At 38.3% G+C, this 21,730-nt stretch carries 19 protein-coding genes; all 19 read left to right on the top strand.

What is annotated here, in order from left to right; translation table 11 throughout:
* Positions 1–90: 90 nt before the first annotated feature.
* The 19 genes from PQ456_RS19920 to PQ456_RS19830 all read left to right on the top strand — a co-directional run bounded on the left by PQ456_RS19920 (position 91) and on the right by PQ456_RS19830 (position 21,496).
* A complete protein-coding gene (locus PQ456_RS19920) occupies positions 91–2,436 on the top strand; it encodes a copper amine oxidase N-terminal domain-containing protein (RefSeq protein WP_273613767.1) in 2,346 nt (781 codons plus the stop codon).
* Positions 2,437–2,563: 127 nt separating this feature from the next.
* Positions 2,564–3,127 (top strand): hypothetical protein, encoded by a 564-nt coding sequence (locus PQ456_RS19915; RefSeq protein ID WP_273613766.1) that lies wholly within the window; start codon positions 2,564–2,566, stop codon positions 3,125–3,127.
* A gap of 339 nt (positions 3,128–3,466) precedes the next feature.
* Positions 3,467–4,669 (top strand): methionine adenosyltransferase, encoded by a 1,203-nt coding sequence (gene metK / locus PQ456_RS19910; RefSeq protein ID WP_273613765.1) that lies wholly within the window; start codon positions 3,467–3,469, stop codon positions 4,667–4,669.
* A 369-nt stretch (positions 4,670–5,038) separates the two neighbouring features.
* Entirely contained in the window at positions 5,039–7,720 is a 2,682-nt protein-coding gene (locus PQ456_RS19905; RefSeq protein ID WP_273613764.1) for a stalk domain-containing protein, read from the top strand.
* Positions 7,721–7,781: 61 nt separating this feature from the next.
* The gene (locus PQ456_RS19900; RefSeq protein ID WP_273613763.1) at positions 7,782–8,933 is read left to right on the top strand and encodes a sensor histidine kinase; all 1,152 of its coding nucleotides are present in this window, start codon (positions 7,782–7,784) and stop codon (positions 8,931–8,933) included.
* Between the two features lie 13 nt (positions 8,934–8,946).
* The gene (locus PQ456_RS19895; protein ID WP_069328654.1) at positions 8,947–9,672 is read left to right on the top strand and encodes a response regulator; all 726 of its coding nucleotides are present in this window, start codon (positions 8,947–8,949) and stop codon (positions 9,670–9,672) included.
* A gap of 97 nt (positions 9,673–9,769) precedes the next feature.
* Positions 9,770–11,815, top strand: a complete 2,046-nt coding sequence (locus PQ456_RS19890) for an ATP-dependent helicase ComFA (protein WP_273613762.1) — start codon at positions 9,770–9,772, stop codon at positions 11,813–11,815.
* Between the two features lie 3 nt (positions 11,816–11,818).
* Complete coding sequence (locus PQ456_RS19885) at positions 11,819–12,595, top strand: ComFC family protein (protein ID WP_273613761.1); 777 nt, start codon at positions 11,819–11,821, stop codon at positions 12,593–12,595.
* A gap of 186 nt (positions 12,596–12,781) precedes the next feature.
* Entirely contained in the window at positions 12,782–13,195 is a 414-nt protein-coding gene (locus PQ456_RS19880) for a TIGR03826 family flagellar region protein (protein WP_273613760.1), read from the top strand.
* Between the two features lie 306 nt (positions 13,196–13,501).
* The gene (flgM, locus tag PQ456_RS19875) at positions 13,502–13,789 is read left to right on the top strand and encodes a flagellar biosynthesis anti-sigma factor FlgM (RefSeq protein ID WP_273613759.1); all 288 of its coding nucleotides are present in this window, start codon (positions 13,502–13,504) and stop codon (positions 13,787–13,789) included.
* Between the two features lie 3 nt (positions 13,790–13,792).
* Positions 13,793–14,302 (top strand): flagellar protein FlgN, encoded by a 510-nt coding sequence (locus PQ456_RS19870; RefSeq protein WP_273613758.1) that lies wholly within the window; start codon positions 13,793–13,795, stop codon positions 14,300–14,302.
* A gap of 15 nt (positions 14,303–14,317) precedes the next feature.
* Positions 14,318–15,865, top strand: a complete 1,548-nt coding sequence (gene flgK, locus PQ456_RS19865) for a flagellar hook-associated protein FlgK (RefSeq protein ID WP_273613757.1) — start codon at positions 14,318–14,320, stop codon at positions 15,863–15,865.
* Between the two features lie 21 nt (positions 15,866–15,886).
* The gene (gene flgL / locus PQ456_RS19860) at positions 15,887–16,795 is read left to right on the top strand and encodes a flagellar hook-associated protein FlgL (RefSeq protein WP_273613756.1); all 909 of its coding nucleotides are present in this window, start codon (positions 15,887–15,889) and stop codon (positions 16,793–16,795) included.
* A gap of 77 nt (positions 16,796–16,872) precedes the next feature.
* The gene (locus tag PQ456_RS19855; protein ID WP_273613755.1) at positions 16,873–17,313 is read left to right on the top strand and encodes a flagellar assembly protein FliW; all 441 of its coding nucleotides are present in this window, start codon (positions 16,873–16,875) and stop codon (positions 17,311–17,313) included.
* Positions 17,313–17,546 carry a carbon storage regulator CsrA gene (gene csrA / locus PQ456_RS19850; protein WP_273613754.1) on the top strand — a complete coding sequence of 78 codons (234 nt, stop codon included), beginning with the start codon at positions 17,313–17,315 and terminating at the stop codon, positions 17,544–17,546. The genes PQ456_RS19855 and csrA overlap by 1 nt, the downstream gene beginning before the upstream one ends.
* A 154-nt stretch (positions 17,547–17,700) precedes the next feature.
* Positions 17,701–18,468 carry a flagellin N-terminal helical domain-containing protein gene (locus PQ456_RS19845; RefSeq protein WP_273613753.1) on the top strand — a complete coding sequence of 256 codons (768 nt, stop codon included), beginning with the start codon at positions 17,701–17,703 and terminating at the stop codon, positions 18,466–18,468.
* 241 nt (positions 18,469–18,709) lie between these two features.
* Complete coding sequence (locus tag PQ456_RS19840; RefSeq protein ID WP_273613752.1) at positions 18,710–19,477, top strand: flagellin N-terminal helical domain-containing protein; 768 nt, start codon at positions 18,710–18,712, stop codon at positions 19,475–19,477.
* Positions 19,478–19,715: 238 nt separating this feature from the next.
* A complete protein-coding gene (locus PQ456_RS19835; RefSeq protein WP_273613751.1) occupies positions 19,716–20,486 on the top strand; it encodes a flagellin N-terminal helical domain-containing protein in 771 nt (256 codons plus the stop codon).
* A gap of 242 nt (positions 20,487–20,728) precedes the next feature.
* A complete protein-coding gene (locus PQ456_RS19830; RefSeq protein ID WP_273613750.1) occupies positions 20,729–21,496 on the top strand; it encodes a flagellin N-terminal helical domain-containing protein in 768 nt (255 codons plus the stop codon).
* Positions 21,497–21,730 lie beyond the last annotated feature (234 nt).

Genomic DNA, 21,730 nt, shown 5'->3' with positions numbered 1-21,730 from the left:
ATTCCGGTTACGATTTTCTGTGATTTTGTCACAGATATCATCATACAAAAAGGGATTTGCTTTAAACTCGGAGAGGGGGTGTAACGACTGATGAGTGACAAAATCCACAACAAACAAAAAAACAAAAAAAATGTTTATGATATTCAAGGAGGAGAACAAAAGTTTATGAAAAAGTCTACTAAAAAAGTATTAAACGTAGCAGCAAGCGCTGCTATGCTAGCAGGTATCGCTCCAGTAGCAGGTATCGTTGCTCCAACAGCAGCACATGCATCTGGTAGTTTTGATGTATTTTCAGTTCCAACATTAGGTACTGCATCTGGTACAGTTCAATTGGGACGCGTTAAAGTAAATATTGACCAGGACACTTTGATTGGACCTAGCAGCACAACTGGAGATACTTATTCTTTGACAGTAACTTTGCCACAAGGATTTGAATTCCCAACTGACTCTTTCCAAGCTGGTAGCAGAAACAGTATGACTCTTGACCGTGGCGATAACGCTGCTGGAAGCGTAACTGCTAATATTACTCGTATTAGTGCTAAGAGTGCAAGAATCGACATCAAAGGTAACACTAATGAAGATGATTTGGGAATTTTCTTGAATCTTAACGGTATTACTTCTACTGGACCAAGTACTGGTGATGTTAACCTAACTTTCTCTGCTTCAAGCATTAGCGGTTTGCCAACTGGTAACGTTAAAGTAGCAACTGTAGTATCTTCTGGTCAAGTAGCTCTTGAAGCTAACGACACTCAATCAAGCAGCGACAACTTCAGCTTCACTTTGAAAGTGACTGAATCTGTAGCAGCATCTTTGAAATCTGGTAATGCAATTAAATTGAAATTACCAACTGGATTTGATTGGGAATCTGTAGGTGCTCTTACTAACCTATACGGAAGTTTCGTTTCTAACTCTAACATTACTACTAATGTTGATGGCGATACTTTGACTATCGGTGCTGTATCAACTTCTACTGAAGTTTCAGCTTTCAACTTAGATCTTAACTATTCTGTAACTGATGAAGATAAAGCTAAAGAAGGCGACGTTACAGCTAGTGTTAGTGGTAACTCTTCATCTAATGTTTCTTCTCTAGTTGTAGGTTCTTACGGTCAATACGGTGGTGGCGTAACTGTAGCTTCTCCAACTACTGTAATTGCTGGTAAAGATGAGCAACAATTGGGCGACATCGTAATTAAAGAATCTGTTGCTGGATCTTTCGTAGAAGGACGTACAGTAACTCTACAATTACCTGAAGGTGCTCGTTGGCAGTCAGTTTATGATAGCGGCGAAGATACTACTGGTACTACTGGTTCTACTGAAGTTGCAAATGGTTTGAACTTAGGTACTGGTTCTACTGACGGTATTCGTTATACTGGAACTGATGGTCGTACTATGCGTATTACATTTGGCGCAGAAAACACATCTTCTAACGCTGGAACATTGACATTGAAAGATGTTGAAGTAGCAGTACAACCAGGATTTACTGGTGACTTGAATGTTGCTGTAGCTGGTAGCCAAGGATTAACTGGTAATATCAAAGTTGCAACTGTTACTCCATCTGTAACATTGTCTGCTTCTGATGCAACTTACAGTGCTTCAATTGGTACTGATAGTGCAAACATCGGTAACTTGACACTTAAAGAAGGCGCAGCAGGCGCATTGACTGATGACGACAATGGTTTGGTAGAAGTTCTTCTTCCAGCTGGCGTAACATTTGGTTCTGTACCAACTGTATCTGTAACTTCTGGTGACTTGACTATCCGTAACGTGTCTATCGACACTTACAACAACAGCGCTACTCAAGGCGTATTGCGTTTCTACGTAGACAGCGAAAGTACTACTGCTAGTACTATTGCTATCAACGGAGTAAACTTGCGTATTGACCGTACTGTACCACAAGGTAACATTGTTGCTAAAGTACAAGGTGATGGAGCAGCTAACACAGCTTACCATGGCTTTGGAGATGTTACTCAAACTTGGAAAGATAGCTACCGTTATGCTACTCAAGCAACAATTGCAACAATCGGAACAGCTTCTGAAAATCCAGAATCTAACGCTGTAACAGCTATCTACACAATCGGAAGCACTTCTTACAAAGTAAACGGGGAAACTCGTACTGCTGAAGTTGCTCCTTATGTAGAAAATGGTCGCACTTACTTGCCAGTTCGTTACGTAGCTGAAGCATTGGGTGTAACTCCTGCAAACATCTTGTTTGACAAAGCAACTTCTATGGTTACTTTGATTAAAGGAGACCGCGTAGTTCAATTGAAACTTAAAACTAACCAATTGACTATCAACGGTTCTACAATCAACATGGATGTTAAAGCAGTAACTAAAGCTAACCGTACTGTATTGCCTATCGCTTGGGTTGGTAAAGCTCTTGACGCTACAGTAATGTACGATGCAGCTGCTAAAACTGTAACTGTAAACAGCAAGTAATATCTTCTGATATGAACACTGTCATATAGAAAGTATAACTACTTTCGCTTAGGTACCTCGGAGCGGGCAACTGCTCCGGGGTATTTTTGTTTTATATCTTTATTCTATACTTTGAGGAGGATATTATATGAAAAAATATGCTACATGGTTAATGGCTACTGCTACTATTGGGATAGGTATCTGGGTAGGGAGTTCCTTTGTTACAATTAGTAGTGCTAGTAGTCAACTGGGTTCTGCTGATGATCCTGTAGTCACCAAAAGTTACGTAGATCAGCAAATACAAAAAGCATTAGGTGGAAGTTCTAGTAGTTCTACAGGAAATACTAACAATAGCAATAGTGGTACTAAAAATAACACACCTACTACTCCGGTCACACCTCCTGTATCTACAGCTCCTTCAGCAACATCTTCTTCTACAATTACAACGAAAGTGGTAGAAATTCGTCCAGGTAAAAAATTAATTGCAGCAGCGGGCACCGAAGTGATTGTGCGTACGGGGAAAGCTGTGGTATACAGTTCAGAAAAAAATGGGATTTTAGATTTGACTGCTGGAAGCGAAATGGGTGGATCACAAGCTATTCCTAATAATCATCTACTTTTATTTCCAAGAGATGGGCGCGGGGTTGAAGTTGCTTTGACTCAAGGGTACAATGCTACAGTATTAGTAATTGGTGATTATAAAATTCAATAAGTTTGTATATTCAAAAAGGGTAGTTCTGAATTGAACAAATAGAATGATTTTAATATGAGATTGTTGGAAAAAGGCAATTGAAAATCTGTAGTATTTGTATGAGATCTATTTTATTTACAATAGACTATCTAATCTTTTACGTATAAAAAATATACCTTACCATCTAGTGATTAGCGTTTGACACCTGGTATCAAATACGTTAATATGACTGTTGAGGCTTGTATAGCAACCTTTTCCTTATGGAAAGGGTTCATTTTTTGTGTAGGGACTTTGACTATAGGTTTGAAGTTTGTTGCACATTGCTGACACCTTAATATCCATATGGGAGGTTGAAAACTCTTGTCTACTTTAAAGAGACATTTATTTACATCAGAGTCTGTAACAGAAGGACATCCAGATAAAATCTGTGACCAAATTTCTGATGCAGTACTGGATGCTTTTTTAGCTAATGATCCCAATGCTCGTGTAGCTTGTGAAGTAGCAGTGGCTACAGGTTTGGTGTTAGTTATCGGGGAAGTAAGCACAAATTCGGAGTATGTTGATATTCCATCTATCGTAAGAAATACAATCAAGGAAATTGGTTATACACGTGCCAAGTATGGCTTTGATTATAATACATGTGCTGTACTTACTTCATTAAATGAACAATCTGCTGATATTGCTCAAGGCGTTAACTCTGCTTTAGAAACTCGTGATACAGCATTAATGGAGAAAGAAACAGAAAATATTGGTGCAGGTGACCAAGGTTTGATGTTCGGGTTTGCTACTAACGAAACACCAGAATTGATGCCTTTGCCTATCGCATTGTCTCACCGTATTGCACGCCGTTTGGCTGAAGTACGTAAAGATGGTACGCTTAATTACTTGCGTCCTGATGGTAAAACACAAGTAACAGTAGAATATGAAGATGGTAAGCCTGTTCGTATTGATGCAATCGTTGTATCAACTCAACATGCTGAAGAAACAACATTGGAGCAAATCCAAGCAGATATCCGTGAACATGTTATTCTTCCGGTTGTTCCTGCTGAGTTGCTTGATGCGGATACTAAATACTTTATTAACCCAACAGGTCGCTTCGTTATTGGTGGACCTCAAGGTGATGCTGGATTAACTGGACGTAAAATCATCGTAGATACATATGGCGGCTATGCACGTCATGGTGGCGGTGCATTCTCAGGAAAAGATCCAACTAAAGTAGACCGTTCTGCTGCTTATGCTGCTCGTTATGTAGCTAAAAACCTAGTTGCTGCTGGATTAGCAGATAAATGCGAAATCCAATTGGCTTATGCTATTGGTGTAGCTAACCCTGTATCGATCAGTGTAGATACCTATGGAACAGGTAAAGTAAGCGAAGAAAAAATGGTAGAATTGGTTCGTAACAATTTTGACTTGCGTCCTACTGGTATTATTCGCATGCTTGATCTTCGTCGTCCTTTGTATCGTCAAACAGCTGCATACGGACATTTCGGTCGTACAGATGTTGAATTGCCTTGGGAACAAACCGACAAAGCAGAATTATTAAAAACTCAAGCTGGACTATAATAGTTTTTACGATCTATAATTATAGTTTGATCAAAGAAGGTAACTCGATTTTTTTCGGGAAGCCTTCTTTTTTATGCTCAAAACCAATACCATTATTCAGAGCTGGAACTGGAACTTCAGTTCATTTTCAACCGTCATACAAGATAAAAGATAATGTATTTGATCTACATTGATAGGATTGCAGAAAAAAATGATTGGTTTACCGTAACTTTTTGCTTCTATTGTAGTCTATATTCTTATGTGGTGTACTCTGCCAAATTGGCATCTATATCTAAATAACGTTATGATCATTAAAGTGGATATTATGATGATAGTTATAAAAAATCAATGTAATTAGAGAATTTTCAACGAATAGGAGCGTTTTAACATATGACAGGCAAAGCAAAAACGGCACGCAAATGGATTATTCTTACGATTGCAGGCTCGTTATGGATTCAACCCGTATTACAAGTAGGTATTCCTCAGGTCGCTTGGTTGCCTACACATATTGCAAGTGCAGCTGAGACGACTCAATTGAACGAAAGCTACATAACTTCTGGAGCTAAGCTGTTAGAATATCGCTACAAAACAGCTCGTTCTGGAAAAACAGTTTCTATTTTGGCAGATGTTGTTAAAGTAGATTTGAAAAATCCGTATGTTAACTTGGATGTAATGACAGGGAAAGGTAATCAATTTACGACCAAGCAATCTGTTGAAGGAATGGCGCAAGAAACCAAAGCAGTAGCTGGAGTAAATGGAGATTACTTTAATACCGCTAGTGAAGGAGTACCGATGGGAGCTCAAGCTTCTGAAGGTGTGTTAATGTCTAGCCCTTCTGAATTAAAAGGAATGTATGCATTTGGTGTAACAAAAGACGGTACACCAATGATTGATCAATTTACATTCCAAGGTAAAGTAACCGCAGAAGATGGTTCTACTTTTGATCTAGCGGGAATCAACCAGGCTTCTTATATGACAGAACCGAATGGTACATTTAGCCACTCGAATACCATGTATATCTATACAGATGCTTGGAAAGCAATCGAGCGTCCAGCCAATAGTTCAACTACACCGACTGAAGTACTTGTACAAGGCGGAGTGATCACGCAAATATCGGTGAATGCAACGATTCAAAAGGTAGTACCTAAAGGGGCTTATATTTTGCGTACTCATGGCAAAGCAGCTCAATTTGTACAACAACATATGAAAGTTGGACAAAAAGTAACAACTGATTATAGTTTACAAGCTAAATCGACAGGGAAATCTATTGATCCGACGACTTTACAGATGATGATTGGTGGTCATACGATTCTAGTAGATCAAGGAAAACCAAGTTCATTTTCTCGTAGCACTACAGCGATCGGTGGTAATCGTGCGCGTACAGCTGTAGGTTATTCACAAGATGGACGATATGCTTATATTGTTACTGTACAAGACAACGATAATAGCGCAGGCATGTCTTTGTATGAATTACAATCATTTATGGCTTCTATAGGTGTGTGGAAAGGTATTAATCTAGATGGTGGAGGTTCTACCACTCTAGTCACACGTCCTTTAGGGAAAACACAAGCTAGTCTAACGTTCCCAACTGAATATGGCGGTAATACTCAACGTAGCGTTGTAAACGGGCTAGGAGTGTATACTACAGCCCCACAAGGCAAAGTACAAGGATTCAGTATTAGCGGACCCAAACAATTACTAATTGGGCAGACAGCGAAATACGAAGCAAATGGATATGATACTTACTATAATCCAATCAGTACAGCAGGAATTAATCCCTCTTGGAAAGCTGGAAGTAGTAATATCAAATGGACAGGCAGCGAATTTAAAGCGACTAAAAATGGTACAGCCAAAATTATTGCTTCTAGTGGCGGAGTCAGTACCAGTATGAATGTAAATGTTGTCGGTGCAGAAGCTATTCAAAATCTAACGACAGCTAGCTCTACAGCTACTTTACAAGCGGGCACTACAGTTGCTGTACCGGTAACCGCTACGTTAAAAGATGGCTCAAGCTTAACCATTTCTCCAGAAACGTTAAAATGGGAATTGGTTGGATTTAAAGGTAGCGTAAAAGACGGACAATTGAACATTTCTTCTGTAAATAGTGGTACTACGGTGGGATACGCTATTGCACGATATGATGGATTTAGTACAATGATGGTATTAACTACTGGCGGTGGAGCAACTAGTACATGGGAAGATTTTGAAAATGTGAATTATGGTATTAGTTTCTTAGGAAACCCTAGTACAGTAAAAGGAACCGCTCAAGTGACACAAGGAACAGGCGATCATGCTAATTCTAAAGTGTTGCAATTAACGTATGATATGACAGCAGGCACAAGTAAAAAATATGCTTATGCTCAGTTTGGTGGTACTGCTGGTAAAGCACTCACACCTGGAACAACAGGCGTAACAGTAGATGTATATGGAGATAAGAGTTATAACTGGTTACGTGGTGAAGTAACAGATGCTAGCGGTAAAACGGTCTATATTGATTTTGCGAAAAGTATCAATTGGAGCGGTTGGAAAACATTAAATATTGATCTTTCTGGTTCAGGTATCGCTTATCCGGCTAAATTAAAACGTGTATATGTTGTTAATGTAGCTGAAGGACAAGACGAACGTGCAGCTACAGGTATGATCGCTATGGACAATATCCGTCTAACTGGAGCGGCTCAAGCAGCAACATATACTATGCCAAAAGGTACATTATCGATGACAGTGGGTAAAAAGACTTCAACACTAGATGGTAAATCACAATCTATTGATGTTTCTCCGATGCTTAAAAATAATGCAACTTATGTACCGGTTAAATATATAATGGATGCTTTTGGTGGACAAGCGACTTGGAATGCTAGTAGTCAGCGCGTGACCATTTTACGTGCAGGACAATTACTGGATTTGACTGTAAATAATAAAGCTTATGTATCAAATGGTAAGCTTCAAAACTCTACAGTAGCACCTTTAGTCGTATCAGGAAGGACTTTAGTCCCTTTAAGATTGGTGTCAGAACAGCTTGGTTTGACTGTAAAATGGGATCAGAAAACCAAGACGGTTAGCATCCAATCGTGATAAGTTATGATATGATAATACATGCATCATATAATTGACTTACAGAAATGGAGAAGATCGAGTGGAGTTCCACGCTGATGCAATAGATCACGTCATTAAGAATGCAACAAGTGTTATGGAAAATAGTAAATATCAAATCTTCGAGATTTTGGATACTTCGCGGAGTGAATTGCTCTCGCTAAATACAGAACTTGAATTGGTACTTCGTGAAACGACAGATACGATTGAAAAGGTAGACCAACTTGAAGTCAGCTATCGTAGTTCACGGATTCGACTGACAGAAGTCAGCCGGGACTTTGTACGGTATAATGAGGAAGACATTAAGCAAGCGTATGAACGTGCAACACAACTGCAATTGGATTTGATGATTTATCGTGAGAAAGAAATGTATTTAAAAGCAAGACGGGATGATTTGCAAAAACGAGTTAAAAATGTAGAAAGTTCTATCGAGCGAGCTGAGACCATCGGCTCGCAGATGGGAGTGGTATTAGAATACCTATCCGGCGAACTTAATCAAGTCACTCGTATTTTGGAATCTGCCAAAAACCGTCAATTGATCGGGCTAAAAATCATTCTCGCACAAGAAGAGGAACGTAAGCGAATTTCCCGGGAAATTCACGATGGTCCTGCTCAATTGCTCGCAAATCTAGTTCTTCGGACCGAAATTGTAGAAAGAATGATTACAAAGCAGGAATATAAGATGGTCCAGGACGAAATAGTAGATTTGAAGGGACAAGTGCGCTCTAGCCTAGAAGAAATGCGGAAAGTTATTTTTAATCTAAGACCGATGGCCCTCGACGATTTGGGTCTCATTCCAACTTTAAGGAAATATGTGCAAGATTTTGAGAATAAAACTCGAATCCGCACGATTTTCGAAACAAGAGGCAAGGAATATCGACTCACTTCTGCTATGGAAGCTGCGATTTACCGACTAGTTCAAGAAGCACTCACTAACGCGTCTAAACATGCTTATCCTACTTATGTAACGGTTATCATTACTTTTCAGTCACAAATGGTTAAGTTGATTGTTGAGGATAACGGACGCGGTTTTAAGTTGGATATGATAGAGCAAAAGACCAAAGATCATACTCATTTTGGATTGATCGGCATGCGGGAACGAGTAGAATTGCTTGAAGGAAGAATGGAAATCGAATCTGCCGAAAATCAGGGTACGAAAATCGTAATCCATATTCCGACGAACGTGGAAAAGTGAAAGGAGTAACAGAATGGAAAACCATGATTACGGCACTAAAAAAATTAAGATACTCTTAGCCGACGATCATCAGCTTTTTCGTGAAGGTCTAAAGCGTATTCTGAATATGGAGGATGACCTTGAGGTTATTGGTGAATGTGGAGACGGAATTCAAGTTTTAGAATTCTGTAATCACAATCCTCCAGAAGTTGTATTAATGGATATTAATATGCCGATCGAAAATGGAGTAGTAGCTACTGAAAAATTACGTGAGCTATTCCCTGATATTAAAGTGATCATTCTGTCTATTCACGATGATGAGAGCTATGTATTTGAAACGTTACGCAAAGGCGCTTCAGGATATCTTTTAAAAGATATGGAAGCTGAGTCTTTAGTAAATGCTATTCGTTCTGTTATGGAGGGACATGCTTATATCCATCCTAAAGTAACAGGTAAACTAATCCAACAACTTCGTCGTATGACGTATACCAATGAATCCGGTGTATTAACAGACAATAATAGCTCTGGTGATACAGGTGTGAAATTTGTAGCGGGCGATGATAATCCTCTTACACGTCGTGAAGCAGAAGTATTGCGTCTGATGGCAGAAGGTAAGAGTAACAAAATGATTGGTGAATATTTATTTATCAGTGAAAAAACTGTAAAAAATCATGTAAGTAGTATTTTGCAAAAGATGGAAGTTGATGACCGTACACAAGCAGTAATCAACGCTATCAAACATGGTTGGGTTACACTTTAATTCTAATAAATAACACACGTAAAAGTGAAGCACACTTTTCCTAGAGATAGGGAAGGTGTGCTTTTTTGCTATTTCAAGAATAGAAAGGAGAATATACATGCCAATTGCATTGTACGCTATTAAGCAAAAAGACGAGTGGTCTTTTGAAATATCGCTTGATCTTCGTATTGATCTCATATGGTGGACTTCAGATAAGCGACATACAGAAACCATCCAACAAATGATATATATTTCATCGACTATTCCTTTAGTATGGGCTTTGCAGTGCAAGCAATATTTAAAATTCGATAACAGTGCAGATCGTTGGGATCAATATCAATGGAAACAACATATAGAGCAATGGTTATTCAATCGTATTCAAAATTATAATCAGCATGACAATCAGCGTAGAAATATTGATTCTTTTATAGTGGCGGATCAAATAAAAATATTGTGGGACGATACTATGAACACAATAAAAGATATACCTTTCTTAGTATCTACTATACAACACATGCAAGATCAGCCAGACGAATACATAGATCATTCGGTATTACCTGTTTGGAAACGAAAAGTAATGTTAGGCGCAATAGAACTCACTCACATGATGCAAGGTCGTTCTCTTTTAGAAACAGAATACATGATGATGATTACAGATCAACAAGTAAATCTTCTAACTCATTGGAAAGCATATACACAGCTAGCGTATTTAACACAATCATTGCGACTTCACTCAGCTGTACATAAAGATTCTGCTTCAGGTTATCATTGTCGTCGTTGTGGAAGCCAGAGGATGAATACTACACCATGTGCTAGTTGTGGTAGCTCTGCATGTGCTTATTGTGAAATCTGTCTTAATCTGGGTAGAAGTCGTGAATGTACTTTAATGATTCAATCTGTATATGTAGCTCTATTAGATCTAAATTCTGTTTCTTCTATAGATACTGATTATAAAGAAGAAAATATTCAAAATAGATGGGGACTTAGTGATGCACAGACTGAAGCCACTACCAGTGCATTATATTTTTTGAAAAATAAAAAACAAAATTCAAACAAAATGATATTTTCAAATAAGAATCGCTTCTACTTATTTTTTCTATCCAAATCAAAAAATAAAAAGGGTATTCCTAGTCCTTCCTATTTTACACATAAACGTTTCCTACTTTGGGCAGTAACAGGTGCAGGTAAAACAGAAATGACCTTTCCGCTAATCGATCATGTATTACAAAATAAGGGGAAAGTACTAGTAGCTACACCGAGAAGAGATGTAGTGCTTGAATTAGCTCCCCGCATGGCCAAAGCTTTTCCAGCAACAACGATCTCTGTATTGTATGGAGGAAGTGAAGATCGCTGGCGAAGCTCAGATTTGACGATAGCTACTACACATCAATTATTAAGATTTTCGCAAGCATTTGATCTGGTTATTTTGGATGAACTGGATGCGTTCCCTTTTCACAATGATCCGATGTTAGCATATGCCGCTAATGCTTGCTGTAAATATGATGGAGCTTTTGTATATTTATCTGCGACCCCACCTGTGCAATTACAAAAAGAAATCAAACAAGGAATACTTGCGCATGCTAAAGTACCGGCTCGTTTTCATGGACATCCTTTACCAGTACCAAAGTATATTCATATACCAACAGTGACTCATATGCTTAACAGAAAGCAGCTATCTCATACTTTGTTAAAATATTTACGTTATTCGGTAACACGTCAGGCGCAAATTTTTATATTTGTTTCTCGGATAGCATTAATCGAATCGCTAGTATTATTACTGCGATCTTATTTCCCAGAGCTTTCGATCGAAGGAACTTCTTCTCAAGATCATGAACGAGCGGACAAAGTCCTTCTTTTTCGTGAGCAACAGATACGAATATTAGTCACAACTACTATTTTAGAACGCGGAGTCACGATTCCTTATAGTGATGTCTATATTTTGGATGCTGATAGTGGATTATTTGATGCGTCTTCTCTCGTACAAATGGCAGGACGAGCAGGGAGATCCAAAGAAGATCCTAAAGGAAATGTAATCTTTGGAGCTAAGCAATGGACAATTGAGCAGAAAAAAGCAGTATCACAAATCAAGCTTATGAATCGAATCGCTAGACGTAAAGGTTATCTACATGTATCCAAATCATCCATACTACGAAAGGGATTATAGATTATGTTAAACAAAAAATTATGGAATACATGGTTGTCTTATCTATCTCCACACTATGAAGCCTGTATGGCTTGCGGTAAAAAGGCGGCATTAATGAAAAGTTATCCTGGGATTTGCGAGCTTTGTGCACGGCGCATTCCCTGGATTACTCAGATTACCTGTAAAGTATGTGGACGAGAGAGCTATTGTCCTGATTGCCAGCGTAAATCAGCAGCACAACGTTACTTTATGTTCAATCGTAGTGCCGTTTCCTATAACGATACGATGAGGGCATGGTTAGCAGATTATAAATACAAGGGACAAGAACGGTACGCTTCTTTATTAGGACAAATAGTAATAGAAGCGTATCAGGGGATGAAGCAAGAAATGACAGAATTTTATCGAAAAGCATGGACTATCGATTTGGTTACATTTGTACCTGTAAGTGGATCTCGATTAATACAGAGAGGTTTTGATCAAGCAGCAGTTCTAGCAAGCCATTTAGCTACATATGAACGTTTACCTTATAAATCTTTGTTAGTTAGACAACGAGATACAATCAAGCAAAGCTCGCAAGGACGACAAGCACGTATTATGAATATGAAAGAAGTATTTGGTTATGATTTGAATACGCCACAATGGTTAACTACTTATCAATCGCATAGCCTAAATATACTACTCGTAGATGATATCTATACAACAGGAAGTACTATTAATAATTGTGCAAAAGCGTTAATCGAAGCTGGGCAGCTTCATGGTATCGATATACAGGTATTTAGCTTAACATGGGCTCGTTCTTGAAAAGCATGTACGATATCGTATTCATTCTGTACACTCTAGTCTATTTGATGAAAATTTAAAAGAATGTATGAAATAAATCGTTAATTTAAGCTTTATTATTAATAAATAAGGACCTATTGTACGATATAATATAAATAAGAGCATAAATGATAAAGATGTAGTGCAATGATTAGGAGGCGGTACGGGATGAACTTAGCTAATTGTCCCCGTTGTGGTAAATTACATGTTATGAATCTCAGAGGAATCTGTGGTAATTGTATAAAAGAAATTGAATTCCAATATGAAGATTGTATCAAGTACTTACGTGAACATAAAGGAACAACAATTACAGAATTATCCGAAGCAGTGGAAGTACCTGTGAAGCAAATCACACAGTTTATCAGAGAAGGACGCATTTCAATCGCTAATGCACCTAATATGTCTTATGCTTGTGAAGTGTGTGGTAATCCTATTCGAGATAGTAATATGTGTGATTCTTGCCGGGCACGTCTTAATAAAGACATTCAACATGCTTATGAAGATGATCAAGCAGCCAAAAAAGAAGAAGCACAAAAAACCCAAGGGACCTATCGGGCAGTCGACAAATTCCGAAATATGTAAGAGGTTTTCCATATACAAGTCAAATAACGACAATATTTGGTGCTATATGAGTGGTTTCAATTGCGTACGTATGCAGGATTAGGACTTAAGCAATGACAAATGTCGTTTTATAATTAACCACTTTATAACTATAAAAATTATCTCGAAAATGTCCGATAATCTTAGTAAATACTAAATCGGTTGTCTATATGATATCAGGAAAACAACCTTTTGCTTATCACCCAAGCTTCCTGATATCAAAAAAAGAACGTCCTATCCTGAATAGGAAGTTCTTCTCAACTAAAATTACTAAGGAGCGTGTCAACCATGAAAATTAACGAAACTAACCGCGTAAGTGCAATCAACCCATACCAAAGAGCAGCAGAGGCAAAAGCAGTAACTAATGAGAAAAAAGCAAATCGTAAAGATGAAGTGTCAATCTCGCCGGAGGCAATGGAAATGTTACAAGCAAATAGCACTCAAGCTTCTGCTAATGCAGAACGTGCTCAAAAAATTCAAAGTCTGAAAGAACAAGTATCTTCGGGTACGTACAATGTGGATGCAGGCGCACTTGCAGATAAGTTGTTGCCTTTCCTAAAAGGAACGGGGAATTAATCAATGAGTAGTGAGACTTTGCAGAAACTGGTAGCAAAGCTCGATCAAATGAATGATTGTCATATCCAAATGATCGAGCTCGGTGAGCGCAAAAAGCAAGCTGTTATCAAAAATGAGGTAGAATCTATGATTGCTATTATGAATCAAGAATCTAAATTAGCTAAATTTATCGACCGTGAAGAACAAGAGCGTGAAGAGATTGTACATGCCTTTTTGTTGGAACGTGGTATCAAGTCCAAACTACGTTTAAACCTTACGGAGCTAGCGCGTCTTGTATTCGATCCGGAAGAAAAACAACTCCTTCTTGAAGCTCGCTCTCGACTGTCCGCCACCCTGCAAACTCTTCAACAGCTCAATGAACTCAACAAGCAACTGATTCAACAAGCTTTGGATTATGTGGACTTCTCATTGGAAATGTTGGCACTTGTACCGGAACAAGATTTAACTTATCAACATCCGGCTGATAAAGCTTATGGAGCTACGCGTTCTGGATTATTCGATACGCGGGGATAAGATTAGGAGGAAAACATGACATCTACATTTCATTCAATAGAAACGTCCAAACGGAGTTTGGTGACAACAACAGCTTCGCTGAGTACGGTTTCTCATAATATTGCTAATGCTGATAGTGCTGGTTATTCACGTCAAGTTGTGCACACAAGTGCTACAAATCCTTTAGAAGCAGTTGCTTTCAAAAATGCTACTTCTGCTGGTCAAATTGGTACTGGAGTCGAAGCAACCTCTGTACAGCGTGTACGTTCATTATTTTTGGATACTCAATTTCAAGGCGAAAATTCTTCATTAGGTAGTTGGGATATTCGTTCAGATACATTGAACAAATTAGAAACAATCGTAAATGAACCATCTGATACAGGTTTGCAAAAAGTAATCAATAATTTCTGGAGTTCTTGGTCTGACCTCAGCAATAATCCACAAAGTACAACAAACCAAAAGATTTTGAAAGAAAACACATTAGCTCTAACAGATGCTATGAACCAAATGAGTAAACAGTTAGATGCATTAAGCAACAACTTAACTTCAAGTGTAAGTTTAGACGCGACTACAATCAATTCTCTGCTATCTACAGTAGGGAGTCTGAATAAAAGCATTATGTCAGTGGAATCCCAGGGCAATGATGCCAATGATTTACGGGATAGCCGTGATTATGCTATAGATCAATTATCCAAATACGGAAATGTACAAGTTACTCAATTGTCAGATGGATACCAAGTAAACTTTGGTGGACAAAATGCGGTAACAGGTACTGCTGTAACTCAAGTAACAGCGGCTTCTTTGCAAGCTGCTTATGAAGGTGGCACACTTTCAAGTGGTGAAGTACATGGATATCTTCTTTCTAGAGATACGTATGTAGCTGATTACAAAACGCAATTAGATCAATTGGCTAACACATTAGCAAATGGTGATCTGACTGTTAAATTGCCTTCGGGATCTGTAATTCCAGAAGGAACGGTTCTGAATGGAGTTACTTATTCTACAGCTGCAGGTAATCGTACTCTAACATCTGACCTCACAGTTACCGTTAAAGGTATTAATGGGCTTCATCAATTAGGATACAACAGTGCAGGTAAAGCTGGTGGAGACTTCTTTGGTACAACTGACGGAAGTGGCACAGTCACAGCTGGAAATATTACAATGAACAAGACATTGCAAGATGATGCAAGTCAAATTGCTTTCTCTTTACGTACAACAGGCACAGGTACTAATGAAAAAGTAGTTACAGGTAATGGTGGTCTTGCATTGTTAATGACTGAACTTCAAAACACTAAAATGGATTTCGGCGGTACTACCCCTACAACAGTTCAAGATTATTTTAATGGTATTGTAGGTCAAATGGGTGTGGATTCTCAAGAAGCTACACGACAAGCGGCTAATGCAAAAACATTAACAGATCAAGTAGATGCAAGCCGAAAATCAGTTAGTGGTGTATCACTAGATGAAGAAATGACAGATTTAATTAAATTCCAACATGCCTATAGTGCTGCTTCCCGTTTTATGACTACTTTTGATCAATTGTTAGATAAATTGATTAACAGTACAGGTAGAGTCGGACTTTAATAATTAAGGAGTAGAGAATCTATGGGAATGCGTATAACATCAAACATGATGTCTTCACAGACAGTACGGAATCTGAATAACAATCTTTTGAATATGGATAAGCTCAGTAATGAGTCATCTACAGGACGTAAAATCAATAAAGCTTCAGATGATCCTGTAGGTACAACTTATTCTCTTCGTTACCGTGCTGAATTGGCTGCTAATCAACAATATACAAGTAACACCGATGAAGCTAAAAGCTGGCTAGATTACTCGGATACAGTAATGGGTCAAGCAGGCGATGTAATGACTCGTATTAAAGAGTTAACTGTTCAAGCTGGTACAGGAACAACAGATAGCAGTGGACTAACAGCAATAAAAGATGAACTAGAACAGCTTAAAGGTCAGCTTGCTAATATTGGTAATAGTCAGCTTACAGGCAAATATATTTTTAATGGACAACAATTGGGTGAAGAACCTTATGCATTATCGGATACAGTTACAAGTCTAACTGATGTAGTAACAGATACAGGACAAGTGACTTACGGAGTGAGTGAGAATGTTTCACTAGGGGTAAGTACTTCTGGAAACGACTTTTTTGGTTCTAAAGTAGATAAAGATAATGTTTTTGCTACTATTGATCGCTTAACAGCTGCAATGGATGCTAATGATCATGCAGCGATTAGTGCAGAGCTACCAAACATTGAATCTAGAGCAACAAAAATGTCAGCTCTTCGTTCAGAAGTAGGTGCCAAAACTAACCGTATAGAACTAATCCAAAGCCGACTTGAAGATCGCGATTTGAATGTAACTACATTGCAATCCAAAGTCGAAGATGCGGATGTAGCTGAGACGTTGATCAAAGCAACAGCTGCGCAAACAGTGTATCAAGCAGCACTTAAAACTTCGGCTTCAGCGTTACAACTATCTTTAGTTAATTTTATGGGATAAACTTATATATAATTCAAAAGGCTATGGACCATCCTGTCCGTAGCCTTTTTCTAAAAAAAAAGGAGGAATAGACTTACATGTCAGATTCACAGACGGCTACTAACCAACCTACTACTGAAAAAGAAGGAATATATACTTTTTCTAAAGGGATTCCTGGTTTTCATGAAATTACAGAATATATGGTTGTTCAACAAATTACACCATTTAGCTTATTGCAATCTGCTCTACATCCAGAGACTAGTTTTATTATGATTGATCCATTCGTATACTATCCTGATTACGAATTTGAATTGCCTCAAGAAGTTGTAGATGAACTAGCTATTACCAAAGAAGAACACGTTGTGATTCGTAATATTGTGTCATGGAATAAAAAAGCAGAACATCGTACCGTTAATTTAGTAGCCCCTATTATTTTTAATATCGATAATCATCAAGCCAAACAAATTATTTTACAAAATACGCAATATACAATTAGACATCCATTGCAACCAAATGTGGCAAAAGGGGGCGAATCCTAATGCTAGTATTATCACGTAAAAAAGGCGAGTCTATTATTATCGATGATCAAATCGAGGTTACTATTCTTTCTATTGACGGAGATACGATAAAGTTAGGAATTGCAGCTCCCAAAAATATTGATATCCATCGTAAAGAAATTTACGAAGCGATCCAATTAAGTAACCAAAGTGCAGCAGTAGGATCTGAATTTTTGAAAGATTGGTTAAACGAAAAGAGTACAGAACAAAAATAATGTAATAAAAGACTTAGAGCTATAATGAATTGTTAACTAAATGACGATATAAAGAGTAGAGCGAAAGAAGCACTTGAGGAGCGTACGGCCTTAAGCTTACTCGCCAAAAAAACCACATGGATGTGGGATAACCGAATTCAAGGAGGAAATAACAATGATTATCAATCACAATATTCCAGCTTTAAACACACAACGTAACATGGGTCTTAACAGTGCGGCAGCAAGTAAAAACATGGAGAAACTATCTTCAGGACTACGGATCAACCGTGCAGCGGATGATGCAGCAGGACTATCGATCTCTGAAAAAATGCGTGGACAGATTCGTGGACTAGAGCAAGCACAACGTAACGTACAAGACGGTATCTCTTTCGCACAAACAGCAGAGGGTGCAATGAACGAAGTAAGTTCTATGCTTGGACGTATGAAAGAACTGAATGTTCAGAAAGCTAATGGAACATACAGCTCTGGCGACAAAGCAAACATCAATTCTGAGTTGAACCAATTGGGTACTCAAGTAGATAGCATTATGCAAAACACAACTTTCAATGGTATCAAAATTACAAGCAATGTCACAATTCAAGCAGATGATAAAGCATTCAAAATCACTGTTTCTGGTGTAAGCAGAACTGGCTTCTCTGGTTTGAATTCAAGCAGTACATTGTCTGCAATTAGTTCTGCAATCGAAAAAGTAGCAACACAACGTGCGAACCTGGGTGCTGTGCAAAACCGTTTGGAATACACTTCCAACAACTTGGGAACAACAGTAGAAAACTTGACAGCATCTGAATCACGTATTCGTGATACAGATATGGCTAAAGAAATGGTAGCATTGTCCAAAAACAATATTTTGGTACAGGCTTCACAATCGATGTTGTCCCAAGCGAACTCTTCACCACAGGGCGTATTGTCCTTGCTTCGTTAAGATTAGCTTCTTTTTAAAGACCTTGCTCTGGCAAGGTCTTTTTTCTATTTAGTGAAGTATACAAATGGAAGTGAGCTAAAATATAATTTATAAATGATCTATATGCTATACACAATATGAAAACAGATGTCGATATAAAGAGTAGAGCGAAAGAAGTACTTGAGGAGCATACGACCTTAAGCTTGATCGCTAAACTAAACCACATGGATGTGGGATAACCGAATTCAAGGAGGAAATAACAATGATTATCAATCACAATATTCCAGCTTTAAATACACAACGTAACATGGGTCTGAACAGTGCAGCAGCCAGCAAAAACATGGAGAAACTATCTTCAGGACTACGGATCAACCGTGCAGCGGATGATGCAGCAGGACTATCCATTTCTGAAAAAATGCGCGGACAGATTCGTGGATTAGAGCAAGCACAACGTAACGTACAAGATGGTATCTCTTTCGCACAAACAGCAGAGGGTGCAATGAACGAAGTGAGTTCAATGCTTGGACGTATGAAAGAATTGAATGTTCAGAAAGAAAACGGAACATACAGCTCTGGCGACAAAGCAAACATCAATGCTGAATTGGATCAATTAGGTACACAAATCGATAGCATCATGAGCAACACTACTTTTAACGGTATTCACATTACAAGTAGCGTTAAAGTACAAGCTGATGATAAATCATTCCAAATCACTGTTTCTGGTGTAAGTACAGGTGGTTTCAAAGGTTTAAGCTCTGGTACTAACCTTTCTTCAGTTAGCCAAGCGATTGAAAAAGTAGCAACACAACGTGCGAACCTGGGTGCTGTGCAAAACCGTTTGGAATACACTTCCAACAACTTGGGAACAACAGTAGAAAACTTGACAGCATCTGAATCACGTATTCGTGATACCGATATGGCTAAGGAAATGGTAGCATTGTCTAAAAACAACATTTTAGTACAGGCTTCACAATCGATGTTGTCCCAAGCGAACTCTTCACCACAGGGCGTATTGTCCTTGCTTCGTTAAGAATAAAAGTGCATTTTTTAAAAAGATTCTGCCATGGGCAGGATCTTTTTTTGTATTGTTAATTAATATAGCTTATATATTTTTAAAAATATAATCTAAAATACTATACATAAAACATAACCAAATGACGATATAAAGAGTAGAGCGAAAGAAGAACTTGAGGAGCGTACGGCCTTAAACTTACTCGCCAAAAAAACCACATGGATGTGGGATAACCGAATTCAAGGAGGAAATAACAATGATTATCAATCACAATATTCCAGCTTTAAACACACAACGTAACATGGGTCTGAACAGTGCAGCAGCAAGTAAAAACATGGAAAAACTATCTTCAGGACTACGGATCAACCGTGCAGCGGATGATGCAGCAGGTCTATCGATCTCTGAAAAAATGCGTGGACAGATTCGCGGATTAGAGCAAGCACAACGTAACGTACAAGATGGTATCTCTTATGCTCAAACGGCTGAGGGTGCAATGAACGAAGTGAGCTCAATGCTTGGACGTATGAAAGAATTGAATGTTCAGAAAGAAAACGGAACATACAGTGCTGGCGATAAATCCAATATCAATGCTGAGTTGAACCAATTGGGTAAACAAGTAGATAGTATTCTAAGTAATACTACATTTAACGGAATTAGTATTGTAGGTAGTGGCGTTAAGATTCAAGCGGATGATAAAGCTTTTAGTATTACTGTTTCTGGTATCAAAACTAGTGGTTTTAAAGGTTTGTCTGCAGGTACTTCACTTACAGACATCAGTTCAGCGATTGAAAAAGTAGCAACACAACGTGCGAACTTGGGTGCTGTGCAAAACCGTTTGGAATACACTTCTAATAACTTGGGAACAACGGTAGAAAACTTAACTGCATCTGAATCACGTATTCGTGATACCGATATGGCTAAGGAAATGGTAGCATTGTCTAAAAACAACATTTTAGTACAGGCTTCTCAATCAATGTTGTCTCAAGCGAACTCTTCACCACAGGGCGTATTGTCCTTGCTTCGTTAAGATTAGTTATTACTTTAGAGACCTTGCCAATGGCAAGGTCTTTTTTCTATACACTTTTATAGCAGGAGCGAGAAAGATAAAATATATTTAATAAAGTACGAATATACTATACAGAAGGAAGATCAAGAAGTCGATATAAAGAGTAGAGCGAAAGAAGCACTTGAGGAGCGTACGGCCTTAAGCTTACTCGCCAAACTAAACCACATGGATGTGGGATAACCGAATTCAAGGAGGAAATAACAATGATTATCAATCACAATATTCCAGCTTTAAACACACAACGTAACATGGGTCTGAACAGTGCGGCAGCAAGTAAAAACATGGAAAAACTATCTTCAGGACTACGGATCAACCGTGCAGCGGATGATGCAGCAGGACTATCGATCTCTGAAAAAATGCGTGGACAGATTCGCGGATTAGAGCAAGCACAACGTAACGTACAAGACGGTATCTCTTTTGCACAAACGGCTGAGGGTGCAATGAACGAAGTAAGTTCTATGCTTGGACGTATGAAAGAATTGAATGTTCAGAAAGAAAACGGAACATACAGCTCTGGCGACAAAGCAAACATCAATGCTGAATTAAGTCAATTGGGTAAACAAATTGACAGCATTATGAGCAACACAACATTTAACGGTATTCACATTACAAGTAGTGTTAAAGTACAAGCTGATGATAAAGCATTCCAAATCACTGTTTCAGGTGTAAATACAAGTGGTTTTACAGGTCTAGGTTCAAGTACTGCACTATCTTCAGTGAGTAAAGCAATTGAAAAAGTAGCAACACAACGTGCGAACTTGGGTGCTGTGCAAAACCGTTTGGAATACACTTCCAACAACTTGGGAACAACAGTAGAAAACTTAACTGCATCTGAATCACGTATTCGTGATACAGATATGGCTAAAGAAATGGTAGCATTGTCCAAAAACAATATTTTGGTACAGGCTTCACAATCGATGTTGTCCCAAGCAAACTCTTCACCACAGGGCGTATTGTCCTTGCTTCGTTAAGATTAGCTTTTGGTGTAAAGACCTTGCCTTTGGCAGGGTCTTTTTTATGTTTTATATCACAAATATAGTTGAGTATTACAATTAAAAAATAAGAAAATTATTAAAACTATAAAAAAATCATAAATTGATGACGATATAGATAATAGAGCGACAGAAAGACTCAAGAGTCGGCCGATCTTGAGCTTACTCGCCAAACTAAACCACATGGATGTGGAATAACTAAATTCACGGAGG

The sequence above is a fragment of the Paenibacillus kyungheensis genome (assembly GCF_028606985.1).
Taxonomy (GTDB): domain Bacteria; phylum Bacillota; class Bacilli; order Paenibacillales; family Paenibacillaceae; genus Saccharibacillus; species Saccharibacillus kyungheensis.
Note: the sequence above shows the minus strand (reverse complement) of the source record. Positions and strands in the feature narration are given on the sequence as shown.

Bases quoted from the DNA above. Each gene is read 5' to 3' on its own strand.
- PQ456_RS19920 (WP_273613767.1), top strand. From the start codon at position 91: ATGAGTGACAAAATCCACAACAAACAAAAAAACAAAAAAAATGTTTAT.
- PQ456_RS19915 (WP_273613766.1), top strand. From the start codon at position 2,564: ATGAAAAAATATGCTACATGGTTAATGGCTACTGCTACTATTGGGATA.
- PQ456_RS19905 (WP_273613764.1), top strand. From the start codon at position 5,039: ATGACAGGCAAAGCAAAAACGGCACGCAAATGGATTATTCTTACGATT.
- PQ456_RS19895 (WP_069328654.1), top strand. From the start codon at position 8,947: ATGGAAAACCATGATTACGGCACTAAAAAAATTAAGATACTCTTAGCC.
- PQ456_RS19890 (WP_273613762.1), top strand. From the start codon at position 9,770: ATGCCAATTGCATTGTACGCTATTAAGCAAAAAGACGAGTGGTCTTTT.
- PQ456_RS19885 (WP_273613761.1), top strand. From the start codon at position 11,819: ATGTTAAACAAAAAATTATGGAATACATGGTTGTCTTATCTATCTCCA.
- PQ456_RS19880 (WP_273613760.1), top strand. From the start codon at position 12,782: ATGAACTTAGCTAATTGTCCCCGTTGTGGTAAATTACATGTTATGAAT.
- flgM (WP_273613759.1), top strand. From the start codon at position 13,502: ATGAAAATTAACGAAACTAACCGCGTAAGTGCAATCAACCCATACCAA.
- PQ456_RS19870 (WP_273613758.1), top strand. From the start codon at position 13,793: ATGAGTAGTGAGACTTTGCAGAAACTGGTAGCAAAGCTCGATCAAATG.
- flgK (WP_273613757.1), top strand. From the start codon at position 14,318: ATGACATCTACATTTCATTCAATAGAAACGTCCAAACGGAGTTTGGTG.
- flgL (WP_273613756.1), top strand. From the start codon at position 15,887: ATGGGAATGCGTATAACATCAAACATGATGTCTTCACAGACAGTACGG.
- PQ456_RS19855 (WP_273613755.1), top strand. From the start codon at position 16,873: ATGTCAGATTCACAGACGGCTACTAACCAACCTACTACTGAAAAAGAA.
- csrA (WP_273613754.1), top strand. From the start codon at position 17,313: ATGCTAGTATTATCACGTAAAAAAGGCGAGTCTATTATTATCGATGAT.
- PQ456_RS19845 (WP_273613753.1), top strand. From the start codon at position 17,701: ATGATTATCAATCACAATATTCCAGCTTTAAACACACAACGTAACATG.
- PQ456_RS19840 (WP_273613752.1), top strand. From the start codon at position 18,710: ATGATTATCAATCACAATATTCCAGCTTTAAATACACAACGTAACATG.
- PQ456_RS19835 (WP_273613751.1), top strand. From the start codon at position 19,716: ATGATTATCAATCACAATATTCCAGCTTTAAACACACAACGTAACATG.
- PQ456_RS19830 (WP_273613750.1), top strand. From the start codon at position 20,729: ATGATTATCAATCACAATATTCCAGCTTTAAACACACAACGTAACATG.